Origin of the sequence: Paenibacillus sp. HW567 (genome assembly GCF_000374185.1) — a bacterium.
Classification (GTDB): domain Bacteria; phylum Bacillota; class Bacilli; order Paenibacillales; family Paenibacillaceae; genus Paenibacillus_AQ.
In genome coordinates, this window is the sequence record NZ_KB910518.1 from 4791497 (window position 1) to 4807280 (window position 15784).

The following is a 15784-nucleotide window of genomic DNA, read 5'->3' on the forward strand; positions in this document are numbered from 1 at the left end:
TACCTCTATCTTACAAACCTGCTGGACTGCTTTCTTCCTGCAATCTTGCCCTATTATTCCTGAATATTGTCTTATGGTATCTGAGCGGAGAAATTCCCGTCGCCCCCTTGAAGTAATGATGAAAGGTCTTCACACTGCCAAACCCTGCGGCTTCGGCTACGGCGGACATTGGGAGATCTTCGTTCAGCAGGATCCATTTTGCTTTGTTCAGCCGGTATTCATTCAAGAAAGCGACAAAGGTCATTCCCGTATTCCGCTTGAACAGCTTCGTGAAATAATACGGGCTGAAGCCCATATACCGGGCCACCTCATTCAGCGTAATCGCCTCCCGGTAATGCTGCTCCACATAGGCAAAAATCCGCTCCAGCCGCTCCAGCGTTTCTCTGGACTGGGTCAGCGTATCCTCCGAAAATTTGGGCAGACGTTTGACTCTGCTCTGCGGAATCTCCCGCATAATAACAGTCAGCAGCTCGAACATCCTCGCCTTGATCAGATAGGCATACCCTTCGCGGCGATGGGTGTCCTCCCCGTAAATACTCTCGATAAGACCAATAACCTTGGCAGAAACGGCCTCGGGCCAATCAGAACTAGAGTACTCCATTGCCGTAAAAATATCCCGCAGGGAGTAGTCAGTGCCGCCCGGGGCAGCAGCCTCCTGAAACAGATTCAGATCAAATTGAATCACGACCCGCTCACTTTCGGGCGAAGCGAGAAAATAATGCACATCCCCGCCGTTAATAAACTGAACCTCACCCTGCTCCATACGGATAGGGGTATCATTAATTCCCAGATTTAGATTTCCTTTGGTGACATAAATAATTTCGATTTCCTTGTGCCAATGCGGATAACACAGCTCATCCCCTCCACAAATAAAGCTGCGGAAAGGAAAATGCTTATCCACATCCGGAAATTCGAGATAGATATTCATAAACGCGGCTCCTTCTACGAATCATTCATTTAATTATACGCCGGAATCGTTGCGGGGGAATTAAAAAAAGTGCCAACCGGAGGTCAGCACTCTATTATTCCATTAATCCACTTGTTTTGACGGCTTTGGAAAAGAAGAGTCATATTGATAAAGGAAAGAGGGGCTGGACGGATCATGGTGCTGCAACGTTTTGGTAACTGCCTGTTCACTTTGTACCGCATAACAATACATACAATTAAACTTACAGGTATTGTACATCCCAACATCGACAGACGCTGTGCATAAACAGGAGCCGCGTTGATTTTTATCCTTTGCTGACTTAAGGTCCAATTGAAACTCACGGGAGATAAGCTCCTTGTCAATACAGCTCCCATACTCAACCCCACAGTCTTCAAGGTCCACAGCCTCAGCGCATGTCTGAACCTCAAGGCCATAACGTCTGCCAATCCGGCTAATCTTTCCAGCCATGTCTACCAACTGCTCACGATATTCTGAAGCGGTAATATCTGTGAAGATGATCTGATGATTGTTCTGCAATTTCTTGATTCTATTCTCCGTCTTCCCATAAAAATCCATAAAGCTGATTACCAGCCTGTGAGTATATGACTCCAACTGCCGGGCCAGTGATTCAAAACGTTCGAGATGATCATTTATCGGCGTTATACTGCTAATGATGATTGGATCATACCTCCAAATGACCCTGTTGGCCCCAATCTGGCGGCTGAGCTTCTTGAAATACTGCACCCTGCTCTGGATCGGTGGCAAGTTGGGTTCAAACTGGGGCGGGTAATCATTTAATGTGTACTGAAAGTAGTATTTATAGCCTCTTTCATCAAGAATCTTCAGATGCTTCATGAAAGGGTTGGGGTTCTTGGTCCAAAAGACGATAACATCTACATCTTCAGGCTTTAAGCCCAAAGAGCTTACCTGATTAGAATTGAAAGGATTAACTCTGTAAAAATAACCCTCCTCAATCCTTCTCATGAACCAATCCCCGAAAAAAGCAGGAATATCCGTTCTTCTGCTGGCGCTAATAATCAAGGCTGATCACCACCCGTTTACCTAATTGAACTCAGTTCTACTTACAATTATTTTATCGAACAAGATCATTGGCCACATTGACCGGAATTTCAAGATATCTCTCGATATCATAGCACATATGTTCGTATAAATACAAAAAGAGCCCCCCGGCTCCTTTGATGGTTCTTTTTTAAAGAAATTTATACCGGTCGAAGCAGCGGAGGGGAAGTTTGGAACTGGAGGAGCGAATGCGTCCGCCTTTATGGTTGAATTTCTACCGCTCCTAGCGGTTTAAATCAGGAAATTCAATCATAACAGCGGCCGGAAGTCCAAACATTCCCCGGAGCTGCGGTTGAAACTTAATCTTCTGTTTGCCAGATCAATCAAAGCTTAATCTTCATTACAACCTTCCGGACCGCCTCTATCCTCCCGGCCTCAATCCCTGTCATATGACCATCCTGCGGATAGCAGACTACGAGCGCTCCCGGGCCGGCAGTCACAGCCGATTCCAGTGCCCCGGTGAAGAAAACCGCATCCTTCTCGGCGCTGTATTCATCTCTAACATGAAGCTGTTCAACAGCGGCGTAGCCGATTCGTTCTGTGCCTTCCAGAATGTAATGCAGATCCAGATTTACTCTGTGCGCTTCCCAGAAGCATTGATCAGCGTCCTTGGTTTCATACTCATTAATGAAGTAGAACATTTCCTCGTTTACATCGTGGCGCCCCGCGGCCTGCCCGGAAAAATCAGTATGGCGCAGAAATTGCAGCCCTCTCTGAATCTTCTCTCCGTAAGCGTTATCATTCTCCAGCAAATGCTCCAGTGTATCCACAATCATCGCCGATATCCCCTTATCCTCTTTAATTTGTTCCCTTCCTGCGGAATAAAAAAATAATATATAACCAGACCAGGCGCAGTCTATGTATTTGTTCACGTCTCCGGCATAACTATTAATAGAGGAAGCCTACGCTCACAAAACTTAAGCATAGGCTTCCGAAGCCAGTTTTGCTCGATGCTGATTCATGGATGCCTATGCTCACAAAACTTAAGCTTATGCTTCCGGAGCCAGTTTTGCTCGATGCTGATTCATGGATGCTATGCTCACAAAACTTTTAGGAGGCATGTAAATGCTCATATTCCTGATGTACATGTTCGCCATACTGGGAGTTATCCTGCTGCTGGCAGCCGCGGTAATGCAGATGAAAATATCTTCGAAGCCTTCCCGCCGCAGCAAGCTGACCCATGCCGGGGCGGCCGTAAGCTTCAATTTTCCCGAGCAGTATATTACACCCGACAAGTCCCATGTGATCGCACTGGATGAAGCCGGTAAAAAACTGGCAGTAGGCAAGTATTGCCCCGGCGGACTGGAGGAAGCAACAGCAGCCCTGTATACTTTTGAAGCTATACTCGGGTCGGAAATTGTGGAGAATGCGCTGACACTCACCAAGGTCAGCAAAACGAGCCGGATCACGAGCAGCGGGGTCAGACAGCATAACGATATGGCTGCAAAAGCAGGCGCAACGGGAACGGCTTATAGTGCGGACAGCACCGAGGAGATCAATGAGCTCACACTAAAAATCTATCTGGACAACGCCGATACCCCTGTTCTGTCCATTCCGTTCCTGCCGGAGCTGTCACCCGCCAAAAAATGCGACTCTGCCTACTCCCAAGCTTTCTCTGAAGCTCATCACGTGCATGAGATGCTCCGCGAAATTGTTTCAGCCTAGTACAAACCTGTGGCTTAGGACGGGGCCTTTATGGTGTGGGGAGAGAGAGAGGGAGGGAGGGATTCATCGTATCCATCCTCCTGTTCCTTATGGACCGTAAAGCCGTTACTTTCCCGAAGTAGATACATTTAGCCGAGCTAGCGGACCATAAAGCGCTTATTACCTCTTCGGCAGGTATATTGGGGGTGAATGTCCGGCCCTAACGGCGCTGGAGTCCGTTCACTTGCGTAAAAAGGACTTCCAGTGGAAATAAGAGCGACTCAGTCCGTAACACATTGCAGACTCTTCCTTCCGACAAGGAAATGACTCTGTCTGCGGGGCCTGATACGCCTTCAAACATGATCTCTACGGCTCTTATCCATGTAGCGGAGCATCGCTTGAATTCCAATATGCAGAGTCTGAGAATCTGCTAGCTCACCCTATGCTCCTGCAGTTTTTTGTTAAATCAGCATCAGGACAACGTTAAATTTGCTTCAATCAGCGCCCTTTCGCCTCCCGCGGACAGGGTTTCTTGTTGTGGTGTGGAATAGAAACTAAGAAAGCCCGCACTTGCTCGGGCGTAAGAAAATTATAAGCGGAGGAATGAATGACATGAACCACATTATTAATTTTGCGCATCGCGGCGCATCCGCAGTTTGCCCGGAGAATACGATGGCAGCATTCCGCAAGGGTCTTGAGCTTGGCGCAACAGGCATTGAAACCGACGTACAGATGACCAGCGACGGGGGACTGGTGCTCATTCACGATGAAAACCTGAAACGTACGACGAATGGCAGCGGATATGTGAAGGACAAGACGCTGAGTGAAGCACTGGAGCTGGATGCCGGTTCCTGGTTCGGCGCTGAATTTACGGGAGAACGCATTCCCGCTCTGGAAGAGCTGCTCGATTTGCTGAAAGATCGGGACACCATCCTCAATATTGAGCTGAAAAATGGTATGTTCTTCTACCCAGGCATGGAGGAAAAGGTCATCGCCGCTGTGCGGGAATACGGCATGAGTGAACGTGTTGTGCTGTCGAGCTTCAACCATTATTCGCTCGCCCACTGCAAGTCGCTGGCACCGGAGATCCGCACCGGTATTTTATATGGAGAAGGGTTATACCGGCCTTGGGATTATGCAGCTTCCCTGCAAGCCGATGCGCTGCATGCTTATCATTACGCCGTGCTGCCGGAGTTTGTCACTGAGGCGGCAGAGCATGGCATCGTATATCATCCTTGGACGGTTAATGAGCCTGAGCGTATGAAAGCCTTAATCGAGGCCGGAGCCTCGGGGATTATTACCGATTACCCGGATGTGCTGGCCGGACTGCTGGCAGCCAAGGGAGTGTGATGGCGTGAAAAAAGTCTGGCTGCTCGGCTTCGGCTTTTTCAGCATTAGTATTACGTGGAGCTTGTATAACGCGTTTGTTCCATTTTTTCTCGAAAAGTATGTGCACAGCGTAGCTCTAATCAGCTTCATGATGACCATCGACAATTATTTTGCGCTGTTTCTGCAGCCGTGGATCGGCAACCGGAGTGACCGGACGGTAACCCGCTTCGGACGCAGAATGCCTTATCTGATGTTCGGAATGCCGCTGGCCGCTGTGCTGACGATGCTGATTCCGCTGCATACCGGACTGTTCACCCTGCTCTTGTTCATGATGCTGATGAACCTGGCCATGAGCCTGTACCGTTCACCGACCGTTGCGCTGATGCCGGACATTACCCCGGATGCCCGGCGCACGAAGGCCAACGGCCTGATTAACTTCATGGGCGGTGTCGGCTCGATTCTGGCTTTTGGCGTCGGTTCGTACCTCTATGCTGCCAGTCCGGTGCTGCCGTTCGTCGTGGCCGGGTTGATTACACTGCTCTGCCTGTTCATTGTCTCGCATTTTATCAAGGAGGACCGGGATGGCATAAATAAGGTGGCGGGAAGATCTGATACTGAGGGTAAAATGCTGCCTGAGGGCAGCGGTCGCCCGCTTGCCAAGCCATCGCGGATCTCCCTTAAGAAGCAGCTTGACCGAACGACCGTATTTCTGCTGGCAGCGATTTTCTTCTGGTTCGTGGCTTATCAGGGCGTAGAGACCCTGTTCACCCTATACGGCAAACATCATCTCGGGCTCAGTGAAAAAGACGCCTCCTTCTCGCTGACCTTCTTTTCCCTGGCGTTCGTGCTATTCGCGATTCCGAGCGGCTGGCTGGGAGGACGGTTCGGGAAGAAAAAGGTCATTATCACCGGTGTCTGCGGACTGATGGTGGTGTTCTCCCTGGTGGGGCTCGCAGAGCATATTCTTGTTCTCCGCGGCCTGCTGCTGCTTGGAGGAATGTTCTGGGCCTGCATCAATATTAATTCCTATCCTTATGTCGTGGCTACCGGAGGCGAGGAGAGCATCGGCACGCGTACAGGCCTGTATTATCTGGTCTCGTCGCTTGCAGCAATCAGCTCCCCGCCCCTGCTGGGACTGCTCATTGATCTCACGGATTACTCCATTCTGTTCTATGCGGCAACCGTCAGCATGGCCTTTGCCTTGCTGTGCCTGTTCCTGATGAGGGGACGCGCCAGAGCCATGGACACCGTTCATTCTAATAAAGCGTAAGAAAAAAACGGCGGACGCAGCTTTAACAACGGCATTTTTGCCGTTGTTTATACGCGAACTTGCCACTGCGGCTTTAACAACGGCATTTTTGCTGTTGTTCCTGCGCTAATCTGCCACCGTGGCTTTAACAACGGCATTTTTGCTGTTGTTCCTGCGCTAATCTGTCACCGTGGCTTTAACAACGGCATTTCTGCTGTTGTTCCTACGCTAACTGTCCATCGTGGCTTTAACAACGGCATTTCTGCCGTTGTTCCTAAACTCTATCACCATACGGACGATGCCGACCTTATCTACAACGAAAGAAAATCACAAACTTCGTGAACAACAAGAAGAAACGGCTTTACCGTCCTCTGGAAGAGGCGACATCCGTTTCTAAATTCTCATCTTGTATAAAAACAACCGGCCACCCGTGCGCAGATTATTGCGCTGGCGGGTGGCCGGTTCTTTAGTTGGCTTTGGATCTGCTGACCAGCTTGATCTGCTGGGGATTCTGTTCCTGCTTATGCACGGAATAACGTCCCTGCCCTAGCTGCTTCGCATTGTACATAGCTGAATCCGCCTCTTTCAGCAGGCGCTGCCGGTCAATTCGGCCATGACTCATAGTGATCCCAATGCTGGCCGAGACGAACAATTCATGCCGCTCCAGCTTGTAGTTCCGGGTCGTGCTCTCCAGAATCCGCAGCGCAAGCTGCTCTACTTCCTTGCGGCTGATGCGCTTGGCGATGATCACAAATTCGTCCCCGCCGATCCGGAAGATATGGCGCTTGCCTTTGCTTGAGAATTGATTCAAGCTGCTGCCAACAGCCTGTAGCAGCAAATCACCCACATGATGTCCAAGCGTATCGTTAATGGCCTTGAAACGGTTCAGATCGAGAAATAACACGGCGAGCTGCTCGTTTGGCTTGCAATGATCCCAGAAGTGATCCATTCCGTTCTTGTTCAGCAGTCCCGTTAAGGTATCCCGGTAGGCCAGTTCCTTCAGTTGCTCTCTCTCCGCGAGTAGCTGGCGCAGCCGGAAGATCAGGTACATCATCCCTGCAAGAGTCAGGGTATAAATCACCAGGGCAAGAGGGGCGCTGCCCTCGTCAGATTCAAGCTCCGGCAGAGACTGCAGCCCCAGAAAGTGCATCACGTACAGCCCCGCACCGGCAATAAGAACCATAAAGACCGTGAGCATAGCCTTAGCTTGTAATGTTCTGCCGCCGAACCTCCGTGCCAGAAAGAAAATACTATAGACAGTCAATGCTGCGAAAAGCACCGAGAATACAGCCAGTATATAATTTCGCGCTTCCATTGTTCATTCGCACTTCCTTAACATAATCTGAACACCCATTACGCTTATTATCGGCAGGATCGGCGGCTTCCGACATAGAAAGTGCGGGGGGCTGCCGCTTTTATTGTAGAAATCATCCTGTAATTTAGCCTTTCATATGCTCTACGCAATTGTACAGCTCACAGGTCCACGCACCGTCTCCCTTGACAATACGGGTAATGGAAGTGTTCTCCAGGAACTTACTTACGTCCAGCCCGGGAACAAGCCCTCTAAGGCTGCTGCGCAGAATGGCGCCGTGGCTGACGACAAGTATTCTTTTGCCGGGATGCCGTGCAGTAATTTCTTCGATTGCCTGACTGCCCCTGAGCTGGCCCGATTCGTTGCTTTCCAGTCCCAAGTCCATAGACCTCCACTCGCTGCCCCACCGCTCCACACGTTCGCTTTCGGTAGTCCCCTCAATCATTCCGCCGTACATCTCCCGCATTCCCGGGAGCTGTCCCGCTAATGGAAGACCCAGACGGGCTGCAATAACCTCCGCTGTCTGAACGGCCCTCAGCAGGTCGCTTGAGTAAATATAATCCCACTTCTCCCCGCTCAGACGTTCCGCAATAGCCGCCGCCTGGCGCAGCCCCTCTTCATCCAGAGGGTTATTCGTATTGCCCTGTATCCGGCCTTCTTTATTCCAAGCTGTACTCCCATGTCTGATTAAGCCTATCGTTGTCATTTGCTAACCCGCCTTTATAGATCAAGATATTTCACAAGCTGAGCTGTAATTTATGAGCATATTCGAGAATTATAAACCATCGGCGCAGCAGATGCATACTGAAAGCTTGCACTTTGTAATAAACAATATTGCAGAGCGGGGCAATTGACGATTTTGGGCACACAGTTATATGATAAGAAAGCTTGAAATTTCTGCCACAAGTAAAAGGAGATTCTGTTTACAATGAAAAAAATGTCTGCACTCTTTCTGGCCTTCTTCACCATGCTTTCCGTTCTACCCCTGGTGCAATCCAGCGCAGCCGCGGCGGCAGCGCCCAAAACAGCCGTCTATGTCGATAAGGACAATCACTCCTTCATCCCGCTGCGGTTCCTGAACGGCTTTGCCGGCATCCAGGCAGGAGTGGATGCCGCCGGCAAACAGATTCAGATTACAAAAGGCGACTCCTCCCTGGTTCTGACTCCGGGTCAAGCGGCGGCCTCGGTCAATGGCGAAGCTGCCATGCTGAGCGAGCGGCCTTTCAGCAGCAACGGAACTACATATGTCCCCTTGTCCCTTGTCAGCAAGACACTGGGAATTGGGCTGAAGTGGAACAGCACTGCCGCGTCACTCACCCTTGCCGCCGGTGATGCCGCAGCCACTTTACCTGTGTTAAGCGGTACGCTTATTCAGTCAAGCACTCCGGCGGTGGTAAATGCTAAGCACACCTATAGAGTGGGCGGCAGATCCTTTTCCGTACAGACGGTAACGGTGTCCCTGCTCCACCCTTCCCTTAAGCTGGATGTTGTCCTCGCCGGCAACACGGTCGGCAACACGGAAGCGCTCGGCAGTATTGCCAAACGCAGCGGCGCTGTAGCCGCCATTAACGGCACATATTTTAACGCATATACAAACGGGTCCTACAAGGTTCCGTACGGATATATTATCAGCGGCGGGAAAATGCTGAAGGACAGTCCCGCCGACAAGCGGACAGTGTTTGCTTACGACAGCAATCTTCTCGCGGAACTGATCCCGGGGAATCAATTCAGGGACCGCTTCAACTCCGGTTCTGTTGTCGGAGCGCTTCAGGCCGGTCCCCGGCTGCTGGTTGACGGCAAGGTAGCGCTGAATGTTGCCGGCGAAGGCTTCAGAGACCCCAAAATTCTAACAGGCGGCGGCTCCCGCAGCGCGCTTGGCCTGACACGCGACCATAAGCTGATCCTCCTGACCTCCGGCGGAGCCACGATTCCGCAGCTCGCCCAGATTATGAAGCAGGCCGGAGCATATCAGGCGATGAACCTGGATGGCGGTGCTTCCAGCGGCCTGTTCTACAGCGGCAAATATCTGACCACGCCGGGACGGCTGATCAGCAACGCGCTGGTGGTCAAAACCAAATAACGGCATCAAGAGCAGCAAGCCTCCATGAAACGGACCTTCCAATCCGGCATGGAGGCTTTTTGGTTATGAATATTTTTGCAAGATTTCCCTTGAGCATGTTACTGTAGAGCAGGACAAAGGAGTGAGAATATGGAAACCATCCTGATTGTTGAGGACGATGCCAAGCTGGCTGACCTGCTCGGCGCCTATCTGTCAAAATACGAATTTCATACGGTGGCTGTGGAGGATTTCAACAGGGTGCTGGAGACGTTCGAGCAAGCCGCCCCCAGTCTGGTGCTGCTGGATGTCAATCTCCCGAGATTCGACGGATTCTATTGGTGCCGCCAGCTTCGCAAATCCTCGCTTTGCCCCATTCTGTTCATTTCGGCACGCGACAGCGGCATGGATCAGGTGATGGCGCTGGAGAACGGCGGCGACGATTATATCACCAAGCCTTTTCAATACGAGGTGGTGCTGGCCAAAATCCGCAGCCATCTGCGCAGAGCCTACGGCTCCTATGCCCAAACCCAGGAGGAGCGGAAGCTGCAGACAGGCGGTCTTACGCTTTTTGCTGAACGCTATATGATCCAGTATGCAGGACAGTCTGCCGAGCTAACCCAGAAGGAATCGGTTCTCCTCGAGGCACTGCTGCTGAAGGAAGGGCGGGTTGTCACCCGCGAACAACTGCTGGATCTGATGTGGAAGGATCAGCATTTTATTGATGATAATACACTGAACGTCTACATTACCCGGGTTCGGCGGAAGCTCAAGGAGCTGGGGCTGGGAGAGATTGTAGAGACGGTTCGAGGGGCGGGCTACCGGATAAGCCTTCCCGGAGACCCCCCATGAAGCTGTTCCTCAAAGACCAGCGGCCGCTGCTGCTCTTCTACCTGGTACAGATGCTTCTGGTTCCGGTCCTGTACTATCTGTCGGGAGAATCCAGACCTTTATCTATCATCCTGTATGGAATGGCACTTAGTGCCGCAGTTCTTCTTATCTATCTGGCGTACCGGTATGTCGAGCACTACAAGCTGTATAACCGTCTAAGCCATCCAGACGCCGCTCCCGGAGAGCTGCCCGCGCCACTCGGCGATGCACCGCTCCCCGAAGCGGTGGAAGAAGCGCTGCAGCTTACCCACCGCCACTACCAGGAGCAGCTCCAGGAGCATATCCGCCGGATGGATCAGCATATTGTCTTCATCAACCGCTGGGTACACCAGATGAAGACGCCGCTCTCCGTGATCCAGCTTACACTTCAGGATCTGGACGAGAAGGAAGCGGCCAGCATCCAGGAGGAGCTGGAACGGCTGCGCAAGGGGCTGGAAATGGTCATTTACACCTCCCGGCTGGAGAGGTTTGCGGAGGACTTCCAGGCGGAGGCCCTGCCGCTGCGCAGAATCGTGGGCGAAACGGTCGCGGAGAACCGCAAGCTGTTCATCCGCCGCGGAATTAAGGCGGACATCCGGGTGGATGCCGAACTCATAGTGTACAGTGATGCCAAATGGCTGATGTTCATGCTGACACAACTCCTGGTCAATGCGGTGAACTATACCTCCGGTTCGGGCAAGACCGTTACTGTCTCCGCACAGCGCACAGATAAGGAAATCGTTCTTAGCATTCAAGACGAGGGCATCGGCATCTCCTCTGAAGACCTGAAGCGGGTATTCAATCCATATTTCACCGGTGAGCGCGGACGGCAATATCATGAATCGACCGGAATGGGCCTTTATTTGGTCCGGGAGATTTGCAGCCGGCTCGGCCATAAGGTTGAGCTGGCATCCCGTCCGGGCGAGGGGACCACGGTGCGGATTACTTTTAGCGCGGCATCCAGCCTGAGGGAGCAGGCGGAGCCGGTCTAGCAAACAGCATATTTGAACAAAAGGTTAGCTCAGGGGCCGGGTGGCTTCGGGATGGCCTTTTTGTGCTGGAAATGAAGATAACGCTGCTCTGCAGCCAGAATAAGGAATCAGAGGTCAGGGGATAATATCCCCAGAGCACCCAGATTGCAGCAGAACGGAGGCGTTACGATGCCAAAAAAGCAGCAAATTGCCCGCAAGAGCACAAGTGATCCCGAAGAGGAGACCTTGCCTGCGCCGCTGCCTCTTGATTTGTCACTGGAGGTCAATTTGCAGGAAATAAGCAGGCTGATTGGCCAGAGCTCAGACGTTGTATTCCGCAGATTCACGAATGAACCGCTAAGCTCGCTCTCCCTGGCTTTTATATATATTGACGGGTTGGTCAATGCGGACATGGTCAATCAGGCGGTCCTGCAGCCTTTGATGGAAAAGGCGACTCTGAAACGCACCTACATTACTCCCGAAGATGCCTACAGCATGATTAAGGATCAAATGCTGCCGGTTGGGGGCGTGAAAGAAGCAAAAACATTAAAGGCTCTGTTGCCCATGCTGTTTGACGGCTACACGCTCATCTTGTTCAACGGACTACAGACAGCTCTGGCTGCCGATACCTCGGGCTGGGAGAAACGAAGCATCAATGAGCCGACCTCGCAGGGCGTCATCCGCGGTCCCAAGGAGGGCTTCACGGAGAACCTGCGAACAGGAACCGCTATGCTGCGGCGCAGACTCAAAACCTCTGATCTCAGAATCGAAGAGTATAAAATCGGACAGCGCACCCAAACCGGCATTGCCCTTGTGTATCTGCATGGCATTGCCAGCGAGCAGGTGCTTGCAGAGGTCCGCCGGCGGCTGAATGCGATCAATACGGACAGTATTCTGGAGAGCAATTATATTGAGGAGTTCATCCAGGACGGGGGGCTGACACCCTTTCCGACTATCCAGAACACAGAGCGCCCGGATGCGCTTGCGGGAGGGATTCTGGAAGGGCAGATCGGGATCATTATTGACGGTACTCCCTTTGCGCTGTTGGCGCCTTCTACCTTCTTCAACTTTTTTCAATCCAGCGAGGACTATTATCAGCGTTATGATATCTCCTCTTTCCTGCGGCTAATCCGGTACTCGGCATTCTTCGTATCCATGCTGCTGCCGGCGATATATATCGCCGTCACCACCTTTCACCAGGAAATGCTGCCGACCACCCTGCTGATCAGCCTCGCCGCCCAGCGTAAAGGTGTGCCGCTGCCGGCGCTTGTGGAGGCGCTGCTGATGGAGCTGACCTTCGATGTGCTGCGTGAAGCCGGGGTCCGCATGCCGCGGACCATCGGTCCGGCCATTTCGATTGTTGGCGCGCTGGTGCTGGGCCAGTCCGCAGTTCAGGCCGGTCTCGTCAGCGCGGCTATGGTTATTGTCGTTTCTTTTACCGCCATCTCCAATTTCGTGATTCCGTCTCTGGCCATCGCCAACTCAATCCGTTTAATCCGATTTATCATGATGCTTATTGCCGCGACACTCGGCCTGTTCGGGATCATGTCCTTTTTGTTGGTGCTGCTGATTCATATGGCGGGGATGCGCTCTTTTGGCGTACCCTACCTTTCCCCGGTCGCACCAATGGTTCCCCGCTACCTGAAGGATGTATTCGTCCGCGTTCCTCTGTGGAATATGACTTTGCGCCCCAAGACCAATTTGGGAAAAGAAACGCGCAGACAAGGATCAGACCAAAACCCGAAAGGAGAGAATCCGGCTTGAACGGAAAAATCGGCACCACCCAGGCAGCCATGCTGGTCGCCAGTATAATCCTGCCGACTGCTGTTATCGTGCTTCCGTTGTCCATCAGCAGCTATGCGGAGCAAGACTCGCCGCTGGCCCTTCTTTTGTCGGCCCTGGCCGGGCTTGGCATTGCCGCAATTGTCGGTACAGCCATCCGGCATAATAAAGGTGCACCCTTTCTGGACTGGATCGGGGAGAAAAGCTCCCCCCTCATCGCCACTATCCTTGGCCTCTTCATGCTGCAGTTCTATCTGGATGCTACGTCGGTGATCCTGCGTGAATTCGTGAATTTCATTAAGGATTATGTTCTCATCAACACCCCTGTCACAGTGATGACCCTCCTGATCGTGTTCATCAGCATTTATATAGTCAGACAAGGCCTTGAAGCCATTGCCAGGGTAAATATCCTCGTCATCCTGCTGTTTCTGTTCTTTGTGCCGCTGGCCATATTCGGTTTGTCCAATGAAATGAATGTACATCATCTGCTGCCGGTATTTGACCACTCTCTGGCGGAATTGACACTAGGCAGTACCGCAAGCGTTGCATTGATCTCTGAAGTGAGCGTGCTGCTGTTCCTGGCCCCTTATCTCAAAAATCCGCAGAAAGCCCGCATTATAGGCTGGACCGGCATTCTTCTATTCTTGGGAATGATGATGTTTGTCTTGGTTCTGACGCTGATGGTATTTGGAGCGGATTTAATCAAGCTTAGCGCTTATCCGGGATTTTTAGCCATCAGTATCGTCCATATTGGAAACTTCGTAGAGAATTTGGATATTCTCTTTATCTCCTACTGGGTGCTTTCCTTCTACCTCAAGTTCTCCATTTTTCTGTTTGTTACCGTAGAGTGCTTCAAGCAAACCTTTCGGGTGAACAGCAGCAAGCCATTTATCGGTGCGCTGGGTCTGGTGATCGCTTTGGAATGCCTGTATACCTGGCAGAGCTCGTCCAAATTAAATCTCTACAACAAGGAAGGACATTTTCTGGTCTTCTACCTGTTCAATGTGTTTGTTCCACTCGGGGCATTGTTGCTGAACCGGTTACATAAATCCGGATCGAAAAGGGGCTGAGAACATGAGCTTGTGGAAAAAAGCACTATGCCTGCTGCTATGTCTCCCCCTCTTGTCGACGCTGCTCAGCGGATGCTGGGATGACCGGGAGCTTACTGCGCTCGGTATTGTTTCCGGTTCGGCATACGATTGGGAAGATGGGCAGTGGAAGGCTACCTATCAGGTAATCACCCCCTCCTCCGGGGCGAGCGGCATGGGGGGCAGTACAAGCGGAAGCACAAGCTCTCCTCCGTTTATTACCTTTACAGTGAAGGGTAGAACGATAATGGAAGCTATTGAAAAAACCAATCTGACCAGCACACGTGAAATGTTCTTCTCCCACTCCAGAATTACCGTACTGGGAGAAGGCCTGGCCAGGCACGGTGTGAATCAATTAATTGATATGTTTCTCCGCGAGCAGGATGCCCGGGAAACGGTATATGTATTTATTGCTAAAGGCGAGGCCGGCAATATTCTGGATCAGCTTATGCAGATGACCAAGAATCAGGGAGCCGGTATCCAGTTGATGATTGAGCAGGAATCCCGGCTGCTCTCTTATTACCCCGGGACCCGGATGTTTGAGCTGGCAATGGGTCTTTCTTCGGATTCGGGGAGCGCGATCCTTCCCGAGATTCTGCTTACCGGGAATGAAATTATGAATAAGTCCGATGAAACCACCCGTACCGATCTGCCCTCACGTCTGGCTCTAGGCAGGCTAGGCGTACTGAAGGGTGAAAAGCTGATAGGCTGGCTGACGCAGCAGCAAGCCTTCGGCTTAACGTTTCTGACGGATAAAATAAAAAGCACTACGATCGCGTTCCCTTCCCGCCCTGGTACAAGCAACAAGGCCGATGCCTCTTTTCTACTCCAGCATTCAACCACCTCCGTTCATCCCAAATGGGAAAAGGACCATTACATCATGGATGTGGATATTAAAGGAAGCGGAACGCTCTTCGAGATTGGAAGTGTCATGGATCTGAATAACCGTGCCTCCATTACGGAAATGGAACAATCCATTGAGCAGCAGGTGCTGGGGTTTGTCAACAATTCCTGGACGAAGGTTCGGGAGCTTGGGGCTGATGTCACTGGCTTTGCAGTGAAAATTCACCGCAGCGACCGCAAGCGCTGGAAGCAAATTCAGAACGATAAGAGCTGGGACACCGTGTTCCAGAATATCGAAATCCGCCCCCATGTCTCAATGAAAATTGTACGGACGGGCCTCAGCAGCAAATCCTTCGAATCAGTTCACAAGAAATAAAGGAGCTGGCCCTATGAAAATAGCTGTCATTCTTGGGCTTTATGGTCTCGCTTACTGGCGGGGCTGCACCCTGCTGAACGGAAAGGGCCGCAGGGGCCACAGGCTATGGTTCGGCTGCATTATGCTCTACTGTGCCTATGTTAACATTTCAGGCATTACCGGAGCTCCACATATAGGGGTGTCTACCCTGTATATTGCATTCTTCCAGCCTGCCGGCAGGGCAATTATCAAATGGTTAGGAGGCTGAACCCCGCTT

Annotated in this window: 15 protein-coding genes; 10 read left to right on the top strand and 5 right to left on the bottom strand. The window is 51.6% G+C overall.

Annotated features, from left to right (window positions below; translation table 11 throughout):
• Positions 1-10 precede the first annotated feature (10 nt).
• The 3 genes from B212_RS0121240 to B212_RS0121250 all read right to left on the bottom strand — a co-directional run bounded on the left by B212_RS0121240 (position 11) and on the right by B212_RS0121250 (position 2784).
• Positions 11-928 carry an AraC family transcriptional regulator gene (locus B212_RS0121240; RefSeq protein ID WP_019913097.1) on the bottom strand — a complete coding sequence of 306 codons (918 nt, stop codon included), beginning with the start codon at positions 926-928 and terminating at the stop codon, positions 11-13.
• A gap of 102 nt (positions 929-1030) precedes the next feature.
• Positions 1031-1969: a DUF1848 domain-containing protein gene (locus B212_RS0121245; protein ID WP_019913098.1), complete on the bottom strand. Its 939-nt coding sequence runs from the start codon at positions 1967-1969 to the stop codon at positions 1031-1033.
• 362 nt (positions 1970-2331) lie between these two features.
• Positions 2332-2784, bottom strand: a complete 453-nt coding sequence (locus B212_RS0121250; protein WP_019913100.1) for a YhcH/YjgK/YiaL family protein — start codon at positions 2782-2784, stop codon at positions 2332-2334.
• Positions 2785-3073: 289 nt separating this feature from the next.
• Between B212_RS0121250 and B212_RS0121255 the strand changes: the two genes are divergently transcribed.
• From B212_RS0121255 to B212_RS0121265, 3 genes are all read left to right on the top strand, one after another.
• Positions 3074-3673 carry a hypothetical protein gene (locus B212_RS0121255; protein ID WP_019913101.1) on the top strand — a complete coding sequence of 200 codons (600 nt, stop codon included), beginning with the start codon at positions 3074-3076 and terminating at the stop codon, positions 3671-3673.
• A gap of 591 nt (positions 3674-4264) precedes the next feature.
• Positions 4265-5002, top strand: coding sequence for a glycerophosphodiester phosphodiesterase (locus B212_RS0121260; protein ID WP_019913103.1), 738 nt, complete (start codon positions 4265-4267; stop codon positions 5000-5002).
• Positions 5003-5006: 4 nt separating this feature from the next.
• A complete protein-coding gene (locus B212_RS0121265; protein ID WP_019913104.1) occupies positions 5007-6251 on the top strand; it encodes an SLC45 family MFS transporter in 1245 nt (414 codons plus the stop codon).
• A gap of 445 nt (positions 6252-6696) precedes the next feature.
• Here B212_RS0121265 and B212_RS32095 read toward each other — a convergent pair whose 3' ends face one another.
• Both B212_RS32095 and B212_RS0121275 read right to left on the bottom strand, forming a co-directional pair.
• The gene (locus B212_RS32095) at positions 6697-7545 is read right to left on the bottom strand and encodes a GGDEF domain-containing protein (RefSeq protein WP_019913105.1); all 849 of its coding nucleotides are present in this window, start codon (positions 7543-7545) and stop codon (positions 6697-6699) included.
• Between the two features lie 124 nt (positions 7546-7669).
• Positions 7670-8248 (bottom strand): histidine phosphatase family protein, encoded by a 579-nt coding sequence (locus B212_RS0121275; protein WP_019913106.1) that lies wholly within the window; start codon positions 8246-8248, stop codon positions 7670-7672.
• Between the two features lie 222 nt (positions 8249-8470).
• On the opposite strand from B212_RS0121275, the gene B212_RS0121280 reads away from it, so the two are divergent.
• The 7 genes from B212_RS0121280 (at position 8471) to B212_RS0121310 (ending at position 15775) form a co-directional block, all read left to right on the top strand.
• A complete protein-coding gene (locus B212_RS0121280) occupies positions 8471-9622 on the top strand; it encodes a phosphodiester glycosidase family protein (RefSeq protein WP_019913107.1) in 1152 nt (383 codons plus the stop codon).
• 129 nt (positions 9623-9751) lie between these two features.
• Positions 9752-10450 (top strand): response regulator transcription factor, encoded by a 699-nt coding sequence (locus B212_RS0121285; RefSeq protein ID WP_019913108.1) that lies wholly within the window; start codon positions 9752-9754, stop codon positions 10448-10450.
• Positions 10447-11460 carry a sensor histidine kinase gene (locus B212_RS0121290; RefSeq protein ID WP_019913109.1) on the top strand — a complete coding sequence of 338 codons (1014 nt, stop codon included), beginning with the start codon at positions 10447-10449 and terminating at the stop codon, positions 11458-11460. Before B212_RS0121285 ends, B212_RS0121290 begins: the two co-directional genes overlap by 4 nt.
• A 168-nt stretch (positions 11461-11628) precedes the next feature.
• Positions 11629-13203: a spore germination protein gene (locus B212_RS0121295; protein WP_019913110.1), complete on the top strand. Its 1575-nt coding sequence runs from the start codon at positions 11629-11631 to the stop codon at positions 13201-13203.
• Complete coding sequence (locus B212_RS0121300) at positions 13200-14291, top strand: GerAB/ArcD/ProY family transporter (protein ID WP_019913111.1); 1092 nt, start codon at positions 13200-13202, stop codon at positions 14289-14291. Before B212_RS0121295 ends, B212_RS0121300 begins: the two co-directional genes overlap by 4 nt.
• A gap of 4 nt (positions 14292-14295) precedes the next feature.
• A complete protein-coding gene (locus B212_RS0121305; RefSeq protein WP_019913112.1) occupies positions 14296-15528 on the top strand; it encodes a Ger(x)C family spore germination protein in 1233 nt (410 codons plus the stop codon).
• Positions 15529-15541: 13 nt separating this feature from the next.
• On the top strand, positions 15542-15775 hold the full coding sequence (locus tag B212_RS0121310; protein WP_019913113.1) for a hypothetical protein: 234 nt from the start codon (positions 15542-15544) through the stop codon (positions 15773-15775).
• Positions 15776-15784 lie beyond the last annotated feature (9 nt).

What these genes read in the sequence shown, in the direction of transcription:
- B212_RS0121240 (WP_019913097.1), bottom strand. Translation starts at nt 928, where the DNA reads ATGAATATCTATCTCGAATTTCCGGATGTGGATAAGCATTTTCCTTTC.
- B212_RS0121255 (WP_019913101.1), top strand. Translation starts at nt 3,074, where the DNA reads ATGCTCATATTCCTGATGTACATGTTCGCCATACTGGGAGTTATCCTG.
- B212_RS0121260 (WP_019913103.1), top strand. Translation starts at nt 4,265, where the DNA reads ATGAACCACATTATTAATTTTGCGCATCGCGGCGCATCCGCAGTTTGC.
- B212_RS0121290 (WP_019913109.1), top strand. Translation starts at nt 10,447, where the DNA reads ATGAAGCTGTTCCTCAAAGACCAGCGGCCGCTGCTGCTCTTCTACCTG.
- B212_RS0121250 (WP_019913100.1), bottom strand. Translation starts at nt 2,784, where the DNA reads ATGATTGTGGATACACTGGAGCATTTGCTGGAGAATGATAACGCTTAC.
- B212_RS32095 (WP_019913105.1), bottom strand. Translation starts at nt 7,545, where the DNA reads ATGGAAGCGCGAAATTATATACTGGCTGTATTCTCGGTGCTTTTCGCA.
- B212_RS0121305 (WP_019913112.1), top strand. Translation starts at nt 14,296, where the DNA reads ATGAGCTTGTGGAAAAAAGCACTATGCCTGCTGCTATGTCTCCCCCTC.
- B212_RS0121275 (WP_019913106.1), bottom strand. Translation starts at nt 8,248, where the DNA reads ATGACAACGATAGGCTTAATCAGACATGGGAGTACAGCTTGGAATAAA.
- B212_RS0121280 (WP_019913107.1), top strand. Translation starts at nt 8,471, where the DNA reads ATGAAAAAAATGTCTGCACTCTTTCTGGCCTTCTTCACCATGCTTTCC.
- B212_RS0121295 (WP_019913110.1), top strand. Translation starts at nt 11,629, where the DNA reads ATGCCAAAAAAGCAGCAAATTGCCCGCAAGAGCACAAGTGATCCCGAA.
- B212_RS0121310 (WP_019913113.1), top strand. Translation starts at nt 15,542, where the DNA reads ATGAAAATAGCTGTCATTCTTGGGCTTTATGGTCTCGCTTACTGGCGG.
- B212_RS0121285 (WP_019913108.1), top strand. Translation starts at nt 9,752, where the DNA reads ATGGAAACCATCCTGATTGTTGAGGACGATGCCAAGCTGGCTGACCTG.